The organism is Nocardioides bruguierae, from assembly GCF_023656415.1.
Lineage (GTDB): Bacteria > Actinomycetota > Actinomycetes > Propionibacteriales > Nocardioidaceae > Nocardioides > Nocardioides bruguierae.
The window spans coordinates 196,714-213,264 of record NZ_JAMOIL010000001.1; the positions used below are offsets into that span (position 1 = coordinate 196,714).

The window sequence follows — 16,551 nt, forward strand, 5'->3', positions numbered from 1 at the left end:
CGTCGTCCCGGACGGCGGTGAACGGCCGTGGGCCGAGGAGGAGGTGAGCGTGCGCGTCGCGCTGCTGTCGTACCGCTCCCTCCCGCACGGAGGCGGCCAGGGCGTCTACGTACGACACCTCAGCCGGGCGCTCGCTCGCGCCGGGCACACCGTGGAGGTCTTCTCCGGGCAGCCCTACCCCGTCCTCGACGACCTGCCCGGCGGCGAGGCCCCGGACGCACGAACGCTGCCGGAAGGGTCCGGGAGCATCACGCTGACCCCGGTCCCGAGCCTCGACCTCTACCGCGAGCCGGACCCGTTCCGCACACCGCGGCTCGGTGAGCTGCGCGACCTCGTGGACGTCGAGGAGGTGCTCACCATGCGGGCGGGCGGCTTCCCCGAGCCGCGCACGTTCTCCCTGCGGGTGGCGCGGATGCTGGCCGAGCGTGCCGACGAGTTCGACGTCGTCCACGACAACCAGACGCTCGGGGCGGGGCTGCTCGACGTCGAGCGGGTGCTCCCGGTCGTGACCACGGTGCACCACCCGATCACCGTGGACCGCCGCGTCGAGATCGCCGCGGCCCCCCGGCTGCGCGAGGGCAGCCTGCGCCGCCTGAGCCTGCGCCGCTGGTACGGCTTCCTCGGCATGCAGGCCCGGGTGGCCCGCGCCTCCCGCGTGCTCGTGTGCCCCTCCGAGGCCGCGGCCGCCGACGTCGTCCGCGAGTTCGGCGTCGACCCCGCCCGGGTGCGGGTGGTGCCGCTGGGGGTGGAGGAGCACTTCGTGCCGCCGGCGCAGCCGCGGGTCCCCGGCCGCATCGTGGCCCTGGCCAGCGCGGACGCCCCCATGAAGGGGGTGGCGACCCTGCTGCGCGCCGTGGCCGGCCTGCGCGAGTCCGGGCGCGAGGTCGAGCTGGTGCTGGTCTGCCGTCCCCGCCCGGGCGGTCCCACCGAGCGGCTCGTCGCCGAGCTCGACCTGGGTGACAGCGTCCGGTTCGTCCACGGTCTGGACGTCGAGGACCTGGTGGCACTGATGGGGTCGGCCGAGGTCGGCTGCGTGCCCTCGCTCTACGAGGGCTTCTCCCTGCCCACGGCCGAGCTGATGGCGTGCGCGACCCCGCTGGTCGTCTCCGCCGCCGGTGCCATCCCCGAGGTGGTCGGCCCCGACGGCCTCTGCGCCGACCAGGTGCCGCCCGGCGACGAGGCCGCCCTGGAGAAGGCGCTCGCCCGCCTGCTGGACGACCCGGACCGGCGCGCGCGCTACGGCACCGCCGCCCGCGAGCGGGCCCGGTCCCTGTTCACGTGGGAGGCCGTGGCGGAGCGGACGGCGGCGGTGCACGCCGAGACGGTCGCCGCCTGGCACGCCGCCCCGCCGCGTCCTGGCCGACGCTCGCGCGCCCTGGTGCCCACTCGCCTCACCGCGGCCCCCGCCGCGCCACCGCTCGGGCCGCCCGGCACCGGCGGCGTCCCGTCCGACCCCCTGCCCGCACCGCTCCAGGAGGACCTCCGTGCTGACCGTTGACTTCGACCGCCTCGGCCTGGTGCCCGGCGACCGGCTGCTCGACATGGGCGCCGGGGCCGGCCGGCACGCCTTCGAGGCCTACCGACGCGGCGCCGACGTCGTCGCCCTGGACCGCGACGCCGCCGAGCTGCGTGGCGTCGAGGAGCTGTTCGGTGCCATGCGGTTGGAGGGGCAGGTGCCCGAGGATGCGGCGGCCCGTGTCGTCGAGGGCGACGCCCTGGCCCTGCCCTTCGCCGACGGCGAGTTCGACCGGGTCGTCGCCGCCGAGGTGCTCGAGCACCTGCCGGCCGACATCGCCGCCATCGACGAGCTCGTCCGCGTGCTGCGTCCCGGCGGCACCATGGCCGTCTCGGTGCCCCGGTGGTTCCCGGAGATCGTGAGCTGGCGGCTCTCGGAGGAGTACCACACGGTCGAGGGCGGACACATCCGGATCTACACCGACGCCGAGCTGGTCGCGAAGCTCACCGGCGCCGGCCTCGTGGTCGAGGGCACGGGGTACGCCCACGGCCTGCACAGCCCCTACTGGTGGCTCAAGTGCGCGGTCGGCGTGGACAACGACACGCACCCGCTGGTGCGCGCCTACCACCGGCTCCTGGTCTGGGAGATCACCGACGCCCCGCGCGTGCTGCGCTGGGCCGGCCGGGTGCTGGACCCGCTGATCGGCAAGAGCCTGGTGGTCTACCTGCGCAAGCCCGAGGTGCCGTGAGGGTCCCGAGCCTGCCGGGCGTCCTGACGGTCGCGGAGGTCGAGCGGACGGCGGCGTCGCTGGCGTCCATGCAGGAGCCGGACGGCGCGGTGCCGTTCACCACCGGCCAGCACGCCGACGCCTGGAACCACGTCGAGGCGGCGATGGCGCTGCTCGTCGGCGGCCGGGTCGCCGAGGCGGAGGCCGCCTACGACTGGGTGCTGCGGCTCCAGCGGCCGGACGGCTCCCTGCCCATGCGCGTCGAGCGCGGCGAGGTCACCGACGCGCGCGGCGAGGTGAACATCTCCGCCTACCTCGCCGTCGGGGTGCTGCACCACTGGCAGGTGCGCGGCGACTCCTCCCTCGTGGAGCGCTGCTGGCCCACCGTGGCCCGTGCCCTGGACTGGGTGGTGGCCCAGCAGGCCGACTGGGGCGGCCTGACCTGGACGCCCACCGAGGAGGGTGCACTGCTCGCGGGCTCCTCCAGCGTCTACCAGTCGCTGCGCGCCGGCCTGGCCCTGCTGGACCTCGTCCAGGACTCCACTCCCGGTCGACGCGAGCGCTGGGAGGCCGCGACCGGACGTCTCGGCCACGCGGTGCGGCACCACCGCGACCGGTTCCTGGACAAGTCCACCTACTCGATGGACTGGTACTACCCGGTGCTCGGCGGTGCGGTGCGCGGCGCCGAGGCACAGGCGCTCCTGGCGACCCGCTGGGACGACTTCGTGCGGCCCGGCCTCGGCATCCGCTGTGTCGACACCAACCCCTGGGTCACCGGCGCCGAGACCGCCGAGCTCGTCATGGCGCTGGACGCCGTGGGCGCCCACGAGGACGCGCACCGCCTGCTGGCCGACGTCCAGCACCTGCGCGCGGAGGACGGCGGGTACTGGACCGGCTGGGTCTACGGCGACGACGTCGTCTGGCCGCAGGAGCGCACCACCTACACCGCCGCCGCCGTCGTCCTCGCGGTCGACGCCCTCGCCGCCCGGCACGGCACCGGCACGGGCGGGTCGGGGATCATGCGCGGCGAGGGCCTCGCCCCGCACCCGCCCGAGACCGGGCTGCGGTGCGGCTGCCCCGACGCCCTCCCGATCTCCCCGGAGGCGTAGGGCTCAGCCCTCGAGCGGCTCGCCCGCCTCGCCGCGGGTGCGGACGAGCACCCGCAGCGAGCCCACGTGGTCGACCTCGACGAAGCAGCCGGTCGCCAGTGCACGCTGGTGCACGTGCCAGGGGGCCTGACCGCCGTCAGCGGGGTCGGGGAAGACGTCGTGCACGGCCAGCAGGCCGCCGCGGACCAGGTGGTGCGCCCAGCCCTCGAAGTCGCCCTGGGCGTGCTCCTCGGCGTGGCCGCCGTCCACGAAGACCAGCGACAGCGGCGTGGTCCAGAACGAGGCCACCGTGTGCGAGCGGCCCACCACGGGCACCACCACGTCCTCCAGGCCGGTGGCGGCCAGCGTCGTGCGGAAGCGGGGGAGCGTGTCCATCAGACCCAGGCCGGGCACCACCAGGGACGGGTCGTGGTGCTCCCACCCGGCCTGGTTCTCCTCCGCGCCGCGGTGGTGGTCGAGGGTCAGGACGACGGGCGGGGCGCCTTCCCGGCCGATCGCCGAGCGGGCCGCGGCACCGAGCAGGATGGCGGACTTGCCGCAGTAGGTGCCGATCTCCAGCAGCGGGGCCGGCGCCTGGTCGAGGGCCACCCGTGCCCACCGGTGCAGGGCGGCGCCCTCGTCGACCGGCATGAAGCCGTCCGCCTCGTCGGAGAGCCGTTGCAGCCGCGACTCGACGGGCGGCACGGCGGCCGCCCGCGCTCGCAGGGCTTTGGGGTCGACGCGGTCCGGGTCGGCGGGGTCCGGGTCGGCGGGGTCGGCGGGCGCGGGGTGCACGCCCGTCAGCCTAGGAGGCCCGGACGTGTCAGGGCGGGTCGCACTCGCGGGTGACCGGCACGCACTAGGGTATGCGGCATGGCAGTGATCGTGGCGGTCGAGGACGACCCGGACGTGCACCAGCTGCTGCGCCTCCTCCTGGAGGACGCCGGGCACGAGGTGCACATGGCCACCGAGGCCCTGGTGGGTCTCGACCTGGTCGCCGAGCACGGGCCGGGCCTGGTGATCCTCGACGTCTCGCTGCCCGGCGGCGTCGACGGTGTGGAGGCGTGCACCCGCCTGCGCGCGGACGGTGCGCACGCCGACCTGCCCGTGCTGATGCTGACGGCTCGCGCCCGCGAGGAGGACCAGCGCCGCGGCATGGCCGCGGGCGCCTCGGACTACCTGGTCAAGCCCTTCGACATCGTCGAGCTGCTGGGGCGGGTCGAGAAGCTCCTCGGCTGACGGGGCCGCGCCGGCGGTCCCGCGGATCAGCGCCGACGGATCAGCGCCGACGGATCAGCGCGGGAGCACGATCTCGAACGTCGACCCGACTCCGGGCTCGGAGGTCACCTCCACGGCGCCGCCGTGGGCCTGCACGATCGTCTCCACGATGGACAGCCCCAGCCCCGTGCCCTGCACGGTGGCCTCCACGGCGTGGTCGCCGCGGAAGAACCGCTCGAACAGCCGGGCGCGGTCCTCGGGCGGGATGCCCAGGCCGGTGTCGGTGACCCGGACGCGGTCGTGGGCCTCGTCCCGGACGACCTCGACCGTGATCGAGCCGCCGTCGGGTGTGAACTTGACCGCGTTCGTGACCAGGTTGGTCACCGCGCGCTCCATCTGCTCGGCGTCGAGCCAGGAGGGCACCGGGCTGCCCGGCAGGGCCAGGTCCAGGGTGAGGTCACGGGTGCGACGCATCTCGGACGTCTCCTCCACCGCCGCGCTCACGCAGTCGCGCAGGTCGGCGGTGGTCAGGTCGAGGTCGTCGCGGCGCGACTCCAGACGGGAGAGCGTGAGGATGTTCTCGATCAGCCCCAGCAGCCGGCGGCCGCTGCGGTCGATCCGGGCCAAGGACTCCTTCTGCCGCTCCGTCAGCGGGCCGAGGTGCCCCGAGCTCAGCAGCTGGGTGAAGCCCAGCACGCTGGTCATCGGGGTGCGCAGCTCGTGGCTGACCGAGGAGACGAACTCGTTCTTGGTGCGGTCCAGGTCCTCCAGCCGCTCCACCGCCGCCTGCTCGTGGGCCAGCGCGGCCCGCATCGACGCCTCCCGCTTGCGCCGGTCCGTGACGTCGTCGGCCACCACGAGGAAGCCCAGCTCGCGGCCGTCGGCGGCCTGGAGCGGACGGGTGCGCAGCGTGACGGTGAGGTGGCTGCCGTCGGCCCGCACCCAGGTCCAGTCGCGCCGGTCCGGGCCGTGCGAGCGGGCCGCCCGCAGGAGCACCACGTCCGGCTCGTCGGCGCCGGGGTCGAGGTCGGCCAGCGCGTGCGCGATCTCGGCCGGCGGGTGCAGGTCCCGCAGCGGACGTCCGACGAGCACGGCGGCGCTGACGCCCAGCATCCGCTCGGTGCCGGTGTTGACGTAGGTGAGCCGGCCCTCGCGGTCCGTGCCGACGATGCCGATCTCGGTGGTGCCCCGCAGCAGGGCCGTGGTGAACTCCCGCTCGTCACCGAGGTCCTGGAGCGCCTGGCGCTCGTCGGTGAGGTCGACGAGCTGGGCCACCACCAGGTGGCCGCCGGCGGTGCGGCGATCCGCGTCGGCGCCGCGCAGGTAGGACAGGGCCAGGCGGACGGTGCGGACCGGCTCGGTGTCGAGCACCACCTCGTCCTCCCACAGGGGGCTGCCTCCGGCGGCCATCGTCTCGACGACGGCGGACACCTGAGCCCGGTGCGGGCCCAGCCCGGCCTCCCAGGGTCGGCCGAGCAGGACGCCCTGGGGCGGGCCGAGCAGCCGAGCGGCGCGCTCGTTGGCCTCGAGCACCACCAGGCCCTGGTCGGTGGGGCGCAGGATCAGCATGCCGATGAGGGACTCCGAGATCCCCCGGCGGTAGGTCTCGCGGCTGCTCACGGCGTCCTCGATCGCCAGGCGACGCTGCGCCATCGCCATGGCCAGGGGGAGGGCTGCCAGCACGAGGACGACGAGGAACAGCTGCACCATCGCGTCCCGGATCTCGGGGTCGCCGACGGGAGACTGCGAGAACGGCCCGCCGCCGGCGCCGGTGAGCAGTGTCACCAGCACGCTCATCACGATGACCTCGGCCACCAGCCACCGCACCGGCAGCACCATGGCGCCCCACACCACGAACGGCACGGGCAGGAACGCCAGCGGCAGGACCTGACCGGGCAGGAACACCAGCGTCGAGCCCAGCGCGGCCAGGACCTGGACGGGTCGCCACCACGCGCTGAGGTTGCCGGGCGCCCGGGAGGGCAGCCGCAGGAACAGGGGCGCCACGACGAGCAGTGCGGCCGCGTGCGTGGCGGTGACGGTGCGGAACGTGCTGAACGGCGAGCCGTCCGTGAGCGCGGCGACCGCGGTGGCGCCGAGGGCGGCGGTGAGCAGCGAGGCGGCCAGGGAGGCCACGAGGAGGCGCACCAGGTCCTCGAGGGAGGCGAGCGCCGGCAGCCGCCGACGGCCACCGAGCAGGACCGCGAACACCAGGGCCTCGACGGCCTGGATGGGGCCGTAGACCAGGGCGAGGTCCCACGGCCGTCCGCCGAGGAGGTTGGAGAGGAGGCTGACCAGGGCGATCAGCACCGCCACCAGTGGCCAGCGGCGCGCGGGCGAGAGCAGTAGCGCGGCGGCGGCCATGCCACTGGCCGGCCACCAGGGCGCGACTCGGGCGCCGGCGGCGGAGAGCTCCACCGCGGCGAGCCCGAGCACGAGCTGCCCGAGGAGCAGGCCCAGCAGGGACCACGTGCCGAGCGAGCGCGGTCCGGGGGCGGGTGAAGCAGGCACGGGGACATCATGCGGCTCGGACGCCCCGCGGGACGCGGTGAAACGCCCGGGAGCGGGCACGGGGTTCAGCACGGGTTCAGGACACCCCGGGGTCGGGGTCCGGCTCGCCCTCGTCCGGCGAGCCGGCGCCGGTCATCAGCGCCTCCAGCCGGGCCACGAGGGCGTCCACGTCGAACGGCTTGCGCAGCACCGGGACCCCGGCCGCCGCGGCGGCGTCGCGCACCGGCGTGCTGCGGTCGGCGGTGAGGAGCACGGTGCAGCGGGGGCGGCCACCGGGTGCCGCGTCCAGGGCGCGGACGACCGCGAGGCCGTCGGGCCCCGGCATCGCGAGGTCGAGGACGGCGGCGTCGAAGGAACCCTCGTGGACCGCAGGGGACGCGGACGGGAGCAGCAGCCCGAGCGCCTCCTCGCCGCTGCCGACGGTCTCGACGCGGTGTCCGCGGTCAGCGAGGACCATCGCCACCAGGGCGCGGAGGTCCTCGTCGTCGTCGGCGACGAGGATGCGTGCCACGCGTGTGCTCCGTCCTGGGGGTCCGTGCTGCCCCGCTCGCTGTCGCGGGCACCCGCGCGTGGGCGGGGCGCGGGGCCCGGGCGCCGACCCTGCGGACGGCGACCCGGCCCCCTCCGGTCGCCCACCGGGGGGACGTGGAGGGCCGGTGGCACCACGGTCGCTCCCGGGCCGTGAAGGACGCCTGAGAAGTCGACCCGTCGCCCGTGAAGATGACGTGAAGGATCGCGGGGACGGATGTCGGGAGTCGTCGGACGCCGGGCACGGTCGTGCGCCTAGAGTGGCGGCCATGACACGCGTGCTGGTGATCGACGACGAGCCCCAGGTGCGGCTGGCGCTGCGCAGCGCCCTGGCCCGCGCGGGGTTCGAGGTCCTGCTCGCGGCGGACGGTCGCGAGGGGTTCGAGACGCTCGCGACGGCCGCGCCCGACGTCGTCGTCCTCGACCTGTGGCTGCCCGACACCGACGGGCTCACCCTCGTGCGCACGCTGCGGACCTGGAGCAGCGTCCCGGTGCTCATCCTCTCCGGGGTCAGCGACCAGGCCCGGCGCGTGGCCGTGCTGGAGGCCGGCGCGGACGACTTCCTCCAGAAGCCGTTCGGCCTGGACGAGCTGGTCGCCCGCCTCCGGGCCCTCATGCGCCGCACGCAGCCCGCCGGCGACGACGACCTCCAGCGCTCGCGTCGCTTCGGCGGCCTGGAGGTCGACCTCTCCAGCCGGGCGGTCACCCGTGACGGTGGCTCCCTGCACCTCACCCCGACCGAGTGGCGGCTCCTCGAGGCGCTGGTCACCAACCCCGGCAAGCTGCTGACCCACCGCTGGCTGCTGCACACGGTCTGGGACGCCGGCCACGGCGACGAGACGCGGGCCGCGCTGCGTGCCCACCTCCGGTCGCTGCGGGCCAAGATCGGGGACGACGCCGGCTCCCCGATCTACGTGGCCACCGAGTCGGGGGCGGGCTACCGCTGGATCGCTGTCGAGGGCGGCCCGGCGCCGGCGGAGACGCCCGCCGAGGCGTCCGACGGCCTGGGGGCGGTGGGGCACACGCCCGTGCCCGTGCGCGCGGACTACCCCGACGTGCGACCCGCGGACGAGGTCACCCACGAGCTCAACAACGCCCTCACCGCGCTGCGCCTGGCCGTGCACGTGGTGCGGTCGCGTGCCGAACGGGCCGGTGACGAGGCCTCGCGCGAGCTCGCGCCGCCGCTGGAGCGGTTCGACGCGGCCCTGGCCCGGGTGAGCGGCCTCGTGGTCGAGCTGGAGAAGCACCTCGGGACGCAGCCCGAGGTCGGCGCCGAGTCCGATGCCGAGTCCGATGCCGAGTCCGATGCCGAGACCGGTGCCGAGACCGGTGCCGAGACCGGTGCCGAGACCGGTGCCGAGACCGGTGCCGACCCGGAGGGTCCGTCTGCCGGCTGAGGCTCCTCAGGCGGTCCCGGGGAGGACCAGGCGCGACCGCAGGAACCCCAGCACCTCGTCGACGGCGTGCTGGTCGCGCTGCTCGGTGACGGTGGAGTGCCCCGCCCCGTCCAGCTCGACGGCGAGGAACCCCTCGCCGAGCTCGCGCCGCAGGGTGTCGAACCGCGTCCCGACCAGCGGGTCCTCGGCGTAGCGGACCCCCAGCACGGGGCAGCCCGCACTCACGCGCGCCTTCACGGTCTCCAGGTCACCGGGGGAGAGGTTCAGGTCCGCGCTGCGCCGTCGGCCGATCGCGAAGGGCGCTGACGGCTGGCACAGGACCGGCGCGGCGACGGCCTCGTCCACCATCGTGGCGAGGGCGAAGCCACCGGTGAAGCACATGCCCACGACGCCCACGCCGGGTGCGGCGGCCGGGCCGCCGACGCGCTCGTGCAGGTCGCGCGCGAGCGAGCGGAGCCAGCCGGCCACGGGGGTCGTCACCCCGGTGCCGAGCGCGGTGAACTCCCGGCTCACGCACACCCGGGCCACGGTGCGGGCGAGGTACCCGCCGCTGGGCGGGCGGCCGAGGTCGCCGAACAGGTGCGGCAGCGCCACGGTGAAGCCGGCGTCGACGACCTCCTCGGCGAAGGCCACGACGCTCGGCGTGGGCCCCGGGACCTCGTGAACGACCACCACGCCCGGGCCCTCGCCCCGCTGGTGCACGGGGTGGGTGGTCCCGTCGTGGGTGTGCAACCGGCGGTCCCAGCCCGGGAGGGTCGCGTCGTCGTGGCGCATGGCGGCACGCTACGCCCCCGCCGGGGTGAGCGGCCGCGGGTCCGGGCCTGCCTAGCGTCGGGCCCATGCCGGACCGCCCCGACGAGCGCCACCTGCGGCTCGTGCTGCCCCACCAGCTCTTCGTCGAGCACCTCGACGTCCCGGCCGGCACCGTCGTGGTGCTCCTCGAGCACGACCTGCTCTTCCGGCAGTATCGCTTCCACGTGCAGAAGCTGGTGCTGCACCGGGCCTCGATGCGGCGCTTCGCGCAGCGGCTGCGCGAGGCAGGTCTCGCGGTGGAGCACGTCGAGACGGACGGCCGCACCACCAGCCGGCGGGCCCTGGCCCGGGTCGTGGAGCGGGTACGGCCCACGTCGGTGAGCGTCTTCGACGTCGTGGACGACTGGCTCGCCCAGGACCTCACCGCCGCCCTCGCCGACGGCGGCTACGAGCTGCGGCCCGGCGACGTCCTGGAGACCCCCGGCTTCCTCACCACCCGCGCCGACCTGGTCGCGCAGATGGACGGCGCGAGCGGCCCCCGTGGCAAGGCCGCCCGGATGCAGCACTTCTACACCTGGCAGCGGCGCCGCCTCGGCGTCCTCCTCACCGGTGACGGCGACCCCGTGGGCGGGCGCTGGTCCTTCGACGAGGACAACCGCAAGAAGCTGCCGCGCGGCCACCCCGTGCCCCGCGTCGCGGTGCCGCCGGCCCACGACGAGGTCGCCGCGGCCATGGACTGGGTCCGCCGCGCGTTCCCCGACAACCCCGGCCGGCTGCCCGCGCCCGACGCGTTCCGGTGGCCGACCTCCCACGCCGACGCGGAGGCGGGGGTCGAGGACTTCCTGGAGCACCGGTTCGCCCAGTTCGGCCCCTACGAGGACGCGATCAGCGCCGAGCACGCCCACGTCTTCCACGCGTTGCTGACCCCGGGGCTGAACGTCGGCCTCGTGGACCCCCGACACGTCCTCGACAGGGCCCTCGCGGTCGCCGAGGAGCGCGAGGGTGGCCCGGACGAGGTGCCGCTGGCGAGCCTGGAGGGCTTCGTGCGCCAACTGATCGGCTGGCGCGAGTACATGCGCGCGACCTACACGCTCTGGGGCCGGCGCCTGCGCAGCCGCAACCGCCTCGAGCACGGTCGTTCGCTGGCGCCCGGGTGGTGGACCGCGCAGACCGGGCTGGCACCCGTCGACACGGTCGTGGAGCGGGTGCTGGACTCCGGCTACGCCCACCACATCGAGCGGCTCATGGTGCTCGGCAACGCCATGTGCCTGCTGCGCACCGACCCCGAGGCGGTGCACGAGTGGTTCATGGAGCTCTTCGTCGACGCCTACGACTGGGTGATGGTGCCCAACGTGCACGCCATGAGCCAGTTCGCCGCGGGCGAGGCCGTCACCACCAAGCCCTACGTCTCCGGCTCCGCCTACCTGCGCCGGATGTCGGACCTGCCGCCGGGGGAGTGGACCGACGACTGGGACGCCCTGTACTGGACGTTCGTGCGCGACCACCTGGACGTCTTCTCCGCCAACCCCCGCAGCAGCATGATGGCCCGCGGCTACGAGCGGCTGGACCCGGCGAAGAAGGCCGCCCACACCCGCCGGGCCCAGCCGTGGCTGAGCTCGTGACCTCCCGGCGAGCCTCGTCCGCACGCGTGGCAGGCTGAGCGGGTGCGTCGACCCCACAGCCTCGAGCTCGTCCTCGACGACGCCGGCGACGCGCTCGTCCGGGCGCAGTGGGAGGCCCTGCGCGCCGCCGGTCTGCCCTCCCAGGCCGACCACCCCTCGCCGACCAACGCCCCGCACGTGACGCTGGTGGAGGCCCCGGCCATCCCGGAGGCGGCCCTCGACGTCGCGCACGTGCGCCTGCGCGGCGTGCTGCCCGCCACCGCCCGCGTCGGCGGTGTGCTGCTGCTCGGCCGGCGACGGCTGACGCTCGCCCGCCCCGTCCAGGTGGACGACGACGTGGCGCGTCGGGCCCTGGCGGTGCGGGCACAGGTTCCGGACCGGCTGCACGCCGGCTGGCTGCCGCACCTCACCCTGGCCCGTGGGCTGGAGCCGGGGCAGGTGCCTGCCGCGCTGGCGGCACTCACCGAGGGCGGCGGCACCGTGGACGCGGACAGCGCGAACGGGGCCGCCACGTCGGAGGTCCGGCTGGTCGAGGTGCGCCGCTGGAACCCCGACACCGGGCACACCACGACCGTCTGAGCGCGGTTCCTCCGAGCCCGGGACCTCCGAGTCCCGACCGACCGGGCGAGGTACCTCGCGCCGCTGGCGGGCCTCACTAGGGTGGGGCCATGTCGACGACGCACCCGGCCGACGCGGCCGACCTGGACGAGGTGTCCCAGCGCGTGCTGGGCGCGCTGATGGAGAAGCAGGTCACCGTGCCGGGGTCGTACCCGATGACGCTCAACGCACTGCGCACGGCGTGCAACCAGTCCAGCTCGCGCGAGCCGGTCATGGACCTGGACGAGCAGACGGTGGAGGCCACGGTCCGCGCGCTGAAGGAGCAGGGGCTGCTGCGCATCGTGTGGGCCGACAGCGGTCGGCGCACCCTGAAGTACCACCAGGCGCTGGACGAGGTGCTCGGCCTCGCCGAGGACGAGAAGGCGCTGCTCACGGTGCTCCTGCTGCGCGGTCCGCAGTCGCCCGGCGAGCTGCGCTCGCGCACCGAGCGGCTGCACGCCTTCGCCGACCGCGAGGACGTCGAGCGGACGCTGGAGGAGCTGGCCGCCCGCGAGCAGCCGCTCGTGCGCCGCCTCGACCGTCGCTCCGGCGACCGGGACCACCGCTGGGCCCACCTGCTCGGGCCGGAGCCGGGGGCCGCGGCCGCCGCCGCGCCCGCCCTGCCCGACGACGCCGGAGCCGAGGACGGCCCGGAGGCCAGGGACGCCGTGGTCCTGGGGATGTACGACGGCCTGGCCGACGCCTACGCCGAGCGCTATGCCACGGAGCTCGACGGCTGGGGGCTTCCGCTGGAGCGCTGGCTGCTCTGGCGGGTGGCGGAGCACGCTGCCGAGACGGGACTCCCGCTGGTCGAGGCCGGTGCCGGCCCGGGACACGTCACGGCCTACCTGGCCGCCCAGGGCGCCGACGCCCGGGGCCTCGACGTCAGCCCCGCCATGGCCGCGCTCGCCCGCGCTCGGCACCCCGAGCTGCGCTTCGACGTGGGAGACCTGCGTCGGCTGATGCGGCCCGAGGCCGCCGAGGGCTGGGGCGCGGTCGTCTCCTGGTTCTCCACCCACCACTTCAGCCCCGGCGAGCTGCCGGACGTGGTCGCGGCCCTGGCCCGTCCGCTGGCGCCCGGCGGGCAGCTCCTGCTCGCGACGTACACCGGCACCGAGGTGCATCGGGTCGGGGAGTGGCTGGGCTACGACGTCACCGGCCTGGCCGTGGTGCCCACCGATCCGACGCGGCTCGTCGAGGCCGTGCGGGCCGCGGGGCTGGAGGACGTGGAGTGGTACGTCCGGGGCGCCCGCCCCGAGGACGGCGAGGACTCTGACCGCGTGTTCGTGCTCGCGAGGCGGCCCTGAGCGACGCCGGCTCCTCGACTCCCAGGCGCCTGGGAAGCACTCGGGAAGCACTCCGGAAGCACTCCGGCCCGGCCACCCGCGGGTGGCCGGGCCGGAGAACACGTCGAAAGGGTGCTCCGACGTGGGTCAGAGCTTCGTGCGGCGCGGATTGGCCACCATGCCGGTCACGGCGGGGGCGGCAACCTTCTGGTCCTGCTGGGTCTGCGTCTCGGTCGTCTCCATGGGGAGAGGGTAGGCCCCATGGACGCGGAGCGGGAGCGCGGCGGGGTGGGGTGTGCGCCACGTCACCCGATCGGGGTCGCAGGGCCCGGGCCCTGGTCCGGGATCAGTCCCGGGCGGTGAGGACGAGCGGCCCCTCCGCGGTGATCGCCACGGTGTGCTCCATGTGGGCTCCGCGGGAGCCGTCGGCGGACCGGAGCGTCCACCCGTCCGCGTCGGTGTAGATCTCGTCGGTGGTGTGCAGGAACCACGGCTCGATGGCGATCACGAGGCCCTCGGCGAGCTTGAGGCCGCGTCCGGCTCGCCCGTCGTTGGGGACGTGGGGGTCGCCGTGCATGGTCCGTCCGACGCCGTGACCACCGAACTGGGTGTTGATCGCGAGGCCCTCGGCCCGGGCCACGCCGGCGATGGCCGCGGAGATGTCGCCGAGGCGGTTGCCCACCGTGGCGGCCCCGATCGCGGCGTCCAGGGCCCGCGTGGTGGTCTCGATGAGGCGCAGGTCCTCCTCGCGCGGCGTGCCCACCACGACGCTGAGGGCGGAGTCCGCCACCCAGCCGTCCACGGAGGCTGCGAAGTCGACCGAGAGCAGGTCGCCGTCGCGCAGCACGTAGTCGTGCGGCAGTCCGTGCAGGACCGCGTCGTTGACGGAGGTGCACAGCACCTTGCCGAACGGCGAGGCGCCGAAGCTCGGGTGGTAGTCGATGTAGCAGGACTCCGCCCCGCGCTCCCGGATCATGGCGTGCGCGAGCGCGTCCAGCTCGAGCAGGTTGACGCCCACGTCGGCGGCGCCCTGGAGGGCGGTGAGGACGTCGGCCACGAAGCGTCCCGCGGGACGCATCTGCTGGATCTGGGTCGGGGTGCGCAGCTCGATCACGCGCCCGAGCCTACGCACCGGCGCGCGTGTCTCTGCGCGGGGGAGCGGCAGGCGCAGGCCCGGCCGCGCACCTGGCCGTGACGCCCTGGGCTACGGCTCGTTGTGCCGTGCGTCCCGGTCTCTCCCCCCCAGGCGCGCCGCCCGCACGTCGGAGACCGTGAGGAGCCCCCCGTGACCGTGCACTCCGCCCCGCCCGTCGTCCACACGCTCGACACCGCCGTCGGCGCCGCCCTCGACACCGTCCCCGCGCCGGGCCTCGCCCTCCTCCTGGGCCTCGCCCTGGCCGCGTCGCCGGTGCTGCTGCTCGTCCCGCTCCTCTCCATGGCGCGGCCGGCCCTGTCGCCGGCCGTCCCGCAGCCCCCTGTCGTCGAGAGGCCTGTCGTGGAGAGGCGTGTCGCCGAGCCGGCGGTCGCCGAAGGACCCGGCGTGCCGGAGGACGAGGCGAGTCAGCGGGCTGCCGACCGGTGGGCCGAGGAGGTCGCGATCGAGATCGCGGTGGCCCGGCTCATGGCCGAGGCCGAGATGATCCTGCGGGGTGCTGCCACCCGCGACGAGCGTCGCGGTGACGGTGGTCACCCAGGCTGACGACGAGCTGAGCGCACACCTGTAACGGGCCACTGTGCCCTGGATGATGCAGGTCAAACGCCCAGAGGGGCATTTTTGTCCGCCCCAGGGTGAAGATGGCCCGAACGGGCCGTACCAGTAGTCGCAACGGACCAGGGCAGGACTGTCATTACGACCCTCCCGACAGGTGTCCTGGTGCCCCACCATGGAGCCTGTCGACCTGGGAAGCGCGGGCGACCGGTCCACCCCCAGGTCCGGCCACCGCGGCGTCGACGCACCGGACGTCGTCGGCCCCCATCGATCCAGCAAGGTTCGAGTCCTCGGCCTCCGGGAAGGGGAAGAACTGATGATGCTGCTGCTGATCGCGATGACCGGCCTGCTCGGGACGATCGTCTGGTACGTCGTGGCGGCCGGCCGCGCGCCCGCGCCGGCCGGCGCGAGCTCCGGCGTGTCCGCCCGGACCGAGCTGGGTCGTCTGCTGCGCACCGAGGGCCTCCACCACGCCGACGCGGCCTACGTCATGACGGCCACCACGCGCGTGGACGTGTCGGTGCTGAGCGCGTGGGCGCACCGCCACGACGCCCACGTCCTGGCGGCCGTCGTCCGCGCTGGGACCGACGAGGACGAGATGCGCCGCCACCTGGCCGACGACACGCTGCCGGACCTCGCGGCGCTGCGACGCTACGCGGCCGACCAGGAGGTGCGGGTTGTGGCGCGCGCCGCCCGACCGGTCGTCCGTGCCGAGGGCGGCTCGGCGCTGCCCGAGGTCACCGCCCCGGGCATGCCCGCCGCGGACGCCCCCGTGGTGTCGATGCCGGAGCCCACGACCGCCTCGGGCATCCCGCTGCGCGAGATGCTGGGGGACGAGGAGGAGCTGCTGGCTCCGGGCGGAACCGAGACCGTGGCGGGGCTGACCATCACCCACCCGGGCAGCTGGCCCTACGGAGGACTCGAGGAGACCGGCCGCGCCGGCCGCCGTCACGTGGCCTGAGGCTCGCGTGTCACCAGCCCCGCGCTCGCCACTCGGCGAGGCGGGGACGCTCCGTACCGAGGGTGGAGTCGTCCCCGTGCCCGGGGTAGAACCACGTGTCGTCGCGGAAGCGTGCGAAGACTTTCGTCTCCAGGTCGTCCATGATGGAGGCGAACGCCTCGGGGTCCGGCGTCCTGCCCGGACCACCGGGGAACAGCGAGTCGCCGGTGAACAGGTGGGCGCGGCCGCCGGGCTCGGTGAACGCCAGCACGATCGCGCCGGGGGTGTGCCCGGTGACCCGCACGACCTCCACGGCACAGGAGCCCACGGCCACGGTGTCCCCGTCGGAGACCTCCCGCGTGACCGACACCCCCGTCTGCTCGGACACCGCCGCGGCGTCCGGGGCGCCCACGACCACCTCGGCGCCGGTCGCGGCCACGACGTCGGCCAGCGCCCGGTGGTGGTCCCAGTGCTGGTGCGTGGTGACGACCGCACGGAGCCGCTCCGGGTCGAGGACGGTCAGCAGCGTGGGTGCGTCGTCCGCCGCGTCCACCAGCACCTGGTCGCCGGTGGAGAGGCACGTGAGCAGGTAGGCGTTGTTCGCCATGCGCGGGTCGACCGCGACCTTGGTCACGCGCAGGTCGCCGATCTCCCGGACGGCGGGCGGACCGCCGACGGTGACCTGGCCGGTGTAGCTCTCGCTCATGGGGTGCTCCTCGTCCG

16 protein-coding genes are annotated in these 16,551 nt (G+C 75.2%); 10 read left to right on the forward strand and 6 right to left on the reverse strand.

Annotated elements, in window-relative coordinates; translation table 11 throughout:
* The first annotated feature begins 49 nt into the window (after positions 1-49).
* The 3 genes from M8330_RS00990 to M8330_RS01000 are packed head-to-tail and all read left to right on the forward strand — an operon-like array spanning position 50 to position 3,292.
* A complete protein-coding gene (locus tag M8330_RS00990) occupies positions 50-1,498 on the forward strand; it encodes a glycosyltransferase family 4 protein (protein WP_250825820.1) in 1,449 nt (482 codons plus the stop codon).
* Positions 1,485-2,204, forward strand: coding sequence for a class I SAM-dependent methyltransferase (locus M8330_RS00995; RefSeq protein ID WP_250051966.1), 720 nt, complete (start codon positions 1,485-1,487; stop codon positions 2,202-2,204). The genes M8330_RS00990 and M8330_RS00995 overlap by 14 nt, the downstream gene beginning before the upstream one ends.
* Positions 2,201-3,292, forward strand: coding sequence for a prenyltransferase (locus M8330_RS01000; protein WP_250825821.1), 1,092 nt, complete (start codon positions 2,201-2,203; stop codon positions 3,290-3,292). Before M8330_RS00995 ends, M8330_RS01000 begins: the two co-directional genes overlap by 4 nt.
* 3 nt (positions 3,293-3,295) lie before the next feature.
* On the opposite strand, the gene M8330_RS01005 is transcribed toward M8330_RS01000, so the two are convergent.
* Complete coding sequence (locus M8330_RS01005; RefSeq protein ID WP_250825822.1) at positions 3,296-4,066, reverse strand: class I SAM-dependent methyltransferase; 771 nt, start codon at positions 4,064-4,066, stop codon at positions 3,296-3,298.
* A gap of 78 nt (positions 4,067-4,144) precedes the next feature.
* Between M8330_RS01005 and M8330_RS01010 the strand changes: the two genes are divergently transcribed.
* Positions 4,145-4,510, forward strand: a complete 366-nt coding sequence (locus M8330_RS01010) for a response regulator transcription factor (protein WP_250051972.1) — start codon at positions 4,145-4,147, stop codon at positions 4,508-4,510.
* A gap of 54 nt (positions 4,511-4,564) precedes the next feature.
* On the opposite strand, the gene M8330_RS01015 is transcribed toward M8330_RS01010, so the two are convergent.
* The gene (locus tag M8330_RS01015) at positions 4,565-6,997 is read right to left on the reverse strand and encodes an ATP-binding protein (protein ID WP_250825823.1); all 2,433 of its coding nucleotides are present in this window, start codon (positions 6,995-6,997) and stop codon (positions 4,565-4,567) included.
* Positions 6,998-7,073: 76 nt separating this feature from the next.
* Positions 7,074-7,508 (reverse strand): response regulator transcription factor, encoded by a 435-nt coding sequence (locus M8330_RS22275; protein WP_250825824.1) that lies wholly within the window; start codon positions 7,506-7,508, stop codon positions 7,074-7,076.
* Positions 7,509-7,794: 286 nt separating this feature from the next.
* Here M8330_RS22275 and M8330_RS01025 point away from each other — a divergent pair, with 286 nt between their 5' ends.
* Positions 7,795-8,922 (forward strand): response regulator transcription factor, encoded by a 1,128-nt coding sequence (locus M8330_RS01025; protein ID WP_250825825.1) that lies wholly within the window; start codon positions 7,795-7,797, stop codon positions 8,920-8,922.
* 6 nt (positions 8,923-8,928) lie between these two features.
* Here the strand turns inward: M8330_RS01025 and M8330_RS01030 are convergent, their stop codons facing one another.
* Positions 8,929-9,696 carry a dienelactone hydrolase family protein gene (locus M8330_RS01030; RefSeq protein WP_250825826.1) on the reverse strand — a complete coding sequence of 256 codons (768 nt, stop codon included), beginning with the start codon at positions 9,694-9,696 and terminating at the stop codon, positions 8,929-8,931.
* Positions 9,697-9,761: 65 nt separating this feature from the next.
* Here M8330_RS01030 and M8330_RS01035 point away from each other — a divergent pair, with 65 nt between their 5' ends.
* The 3 genes from M8330_RS01035 to M8330_RS01045 all read left to right on the forward strand — a co-directional run bounded on the left by M8330_RS01035 (position 9,762) and on the right by M8330_RS01045 (position 13,201).
* Positions 9,762-11,297 (forward strand): cryptochrome/photolyase family protein, encoded by a 1,536-nt coding sequence (locus tag M8330_RS01035; RefSeq protein WP_250825827.1) that lies wholly within the window; start codon positions 9,762-9,764, stop codon positions 11,295-11,297.
* Positions 11,298-11,339: 42 nt separating this feature from the next.
* A complete protein-coding gene (locus tag M8330_RS01040) occupies positions 11,340-11,876 on the forward strand; it encodes a 2'-5' RNA ligase family protein (protein ID WP_250825828.1) in 537 nt (178 codons plus the stop codon).
* 89 nt (positions 11,877-11,965) lie between these two features.
* The gene (locus M8330_RS01045) at positions 11,966-13,201 is read left to right on the forward strand and encodes a DUF480 domain-containing protein (protein WP_250825829.1); all 1,236 of its coding nucleotides are present in this window, start codon (positions 11,966-11,968) and stop codon (positions 13,199-13,201) included.
* Between the two features lie 325 nt (positions 13,202-13,526).
* Here M8330_RS01045 and map read toward each other — a convergent pair whose 3' ends face one another.
* Positions 13,527-14,294, reverse strand: a complete 768-nt coding sequence (gene map, locus M8330_RS01050; RefSeq protein ID WP_250051986.1) for a type I methionyl aminopeptidase — start codon at positions 14,292-14,294, stop codon at positions 13,527-13,529.
* A 171-nt stretch (positions 14,295-14,465) separates the two neighbouring features.
* On the opposite strand from map, the gene M8330_RS01055 reads away from it, so the two are divergent.
* Positions 14,466-14,879, forward strand: a complete 414-nt coding sequence (locus tag M8330_RS01055) for a hypothetical protein (protein ID WP_250825830.1) — start codon at positions 14,466-14,468, stop codon at positions 14,877-14,879.
* Between the two features lie 325 nt (positions 14,880-15,204).
* Positions 15,205-15,849 (forward strand): hypothetical protein, encoded by a 645-nt coding sequence (locus M8330_RS01060; protein WP_250825831.1) that lies wholly within the window; start codon positions 15,205-15,207, stop codon positions 15,847-15,849.
* Between the two features lie 10 nt (positions 15,850-15,859).
* On the opposite strand, the gene M8330_RS01065 is transcribed toward M8330_RS01060, so the two are convergent.
* Complete coding sequence (locus M8330_RS01065; protein WP_250825832.1) at positions 15,860-16,534, reverse strand: MBL fold metallo-hydrolase; 675 nt, start codon at positions 16,532-16,534, stop codon at positions 15,860-15,862.
* Between the last annotated feature and the right edge of the window lie 17 nt (positions 16,535-16,551).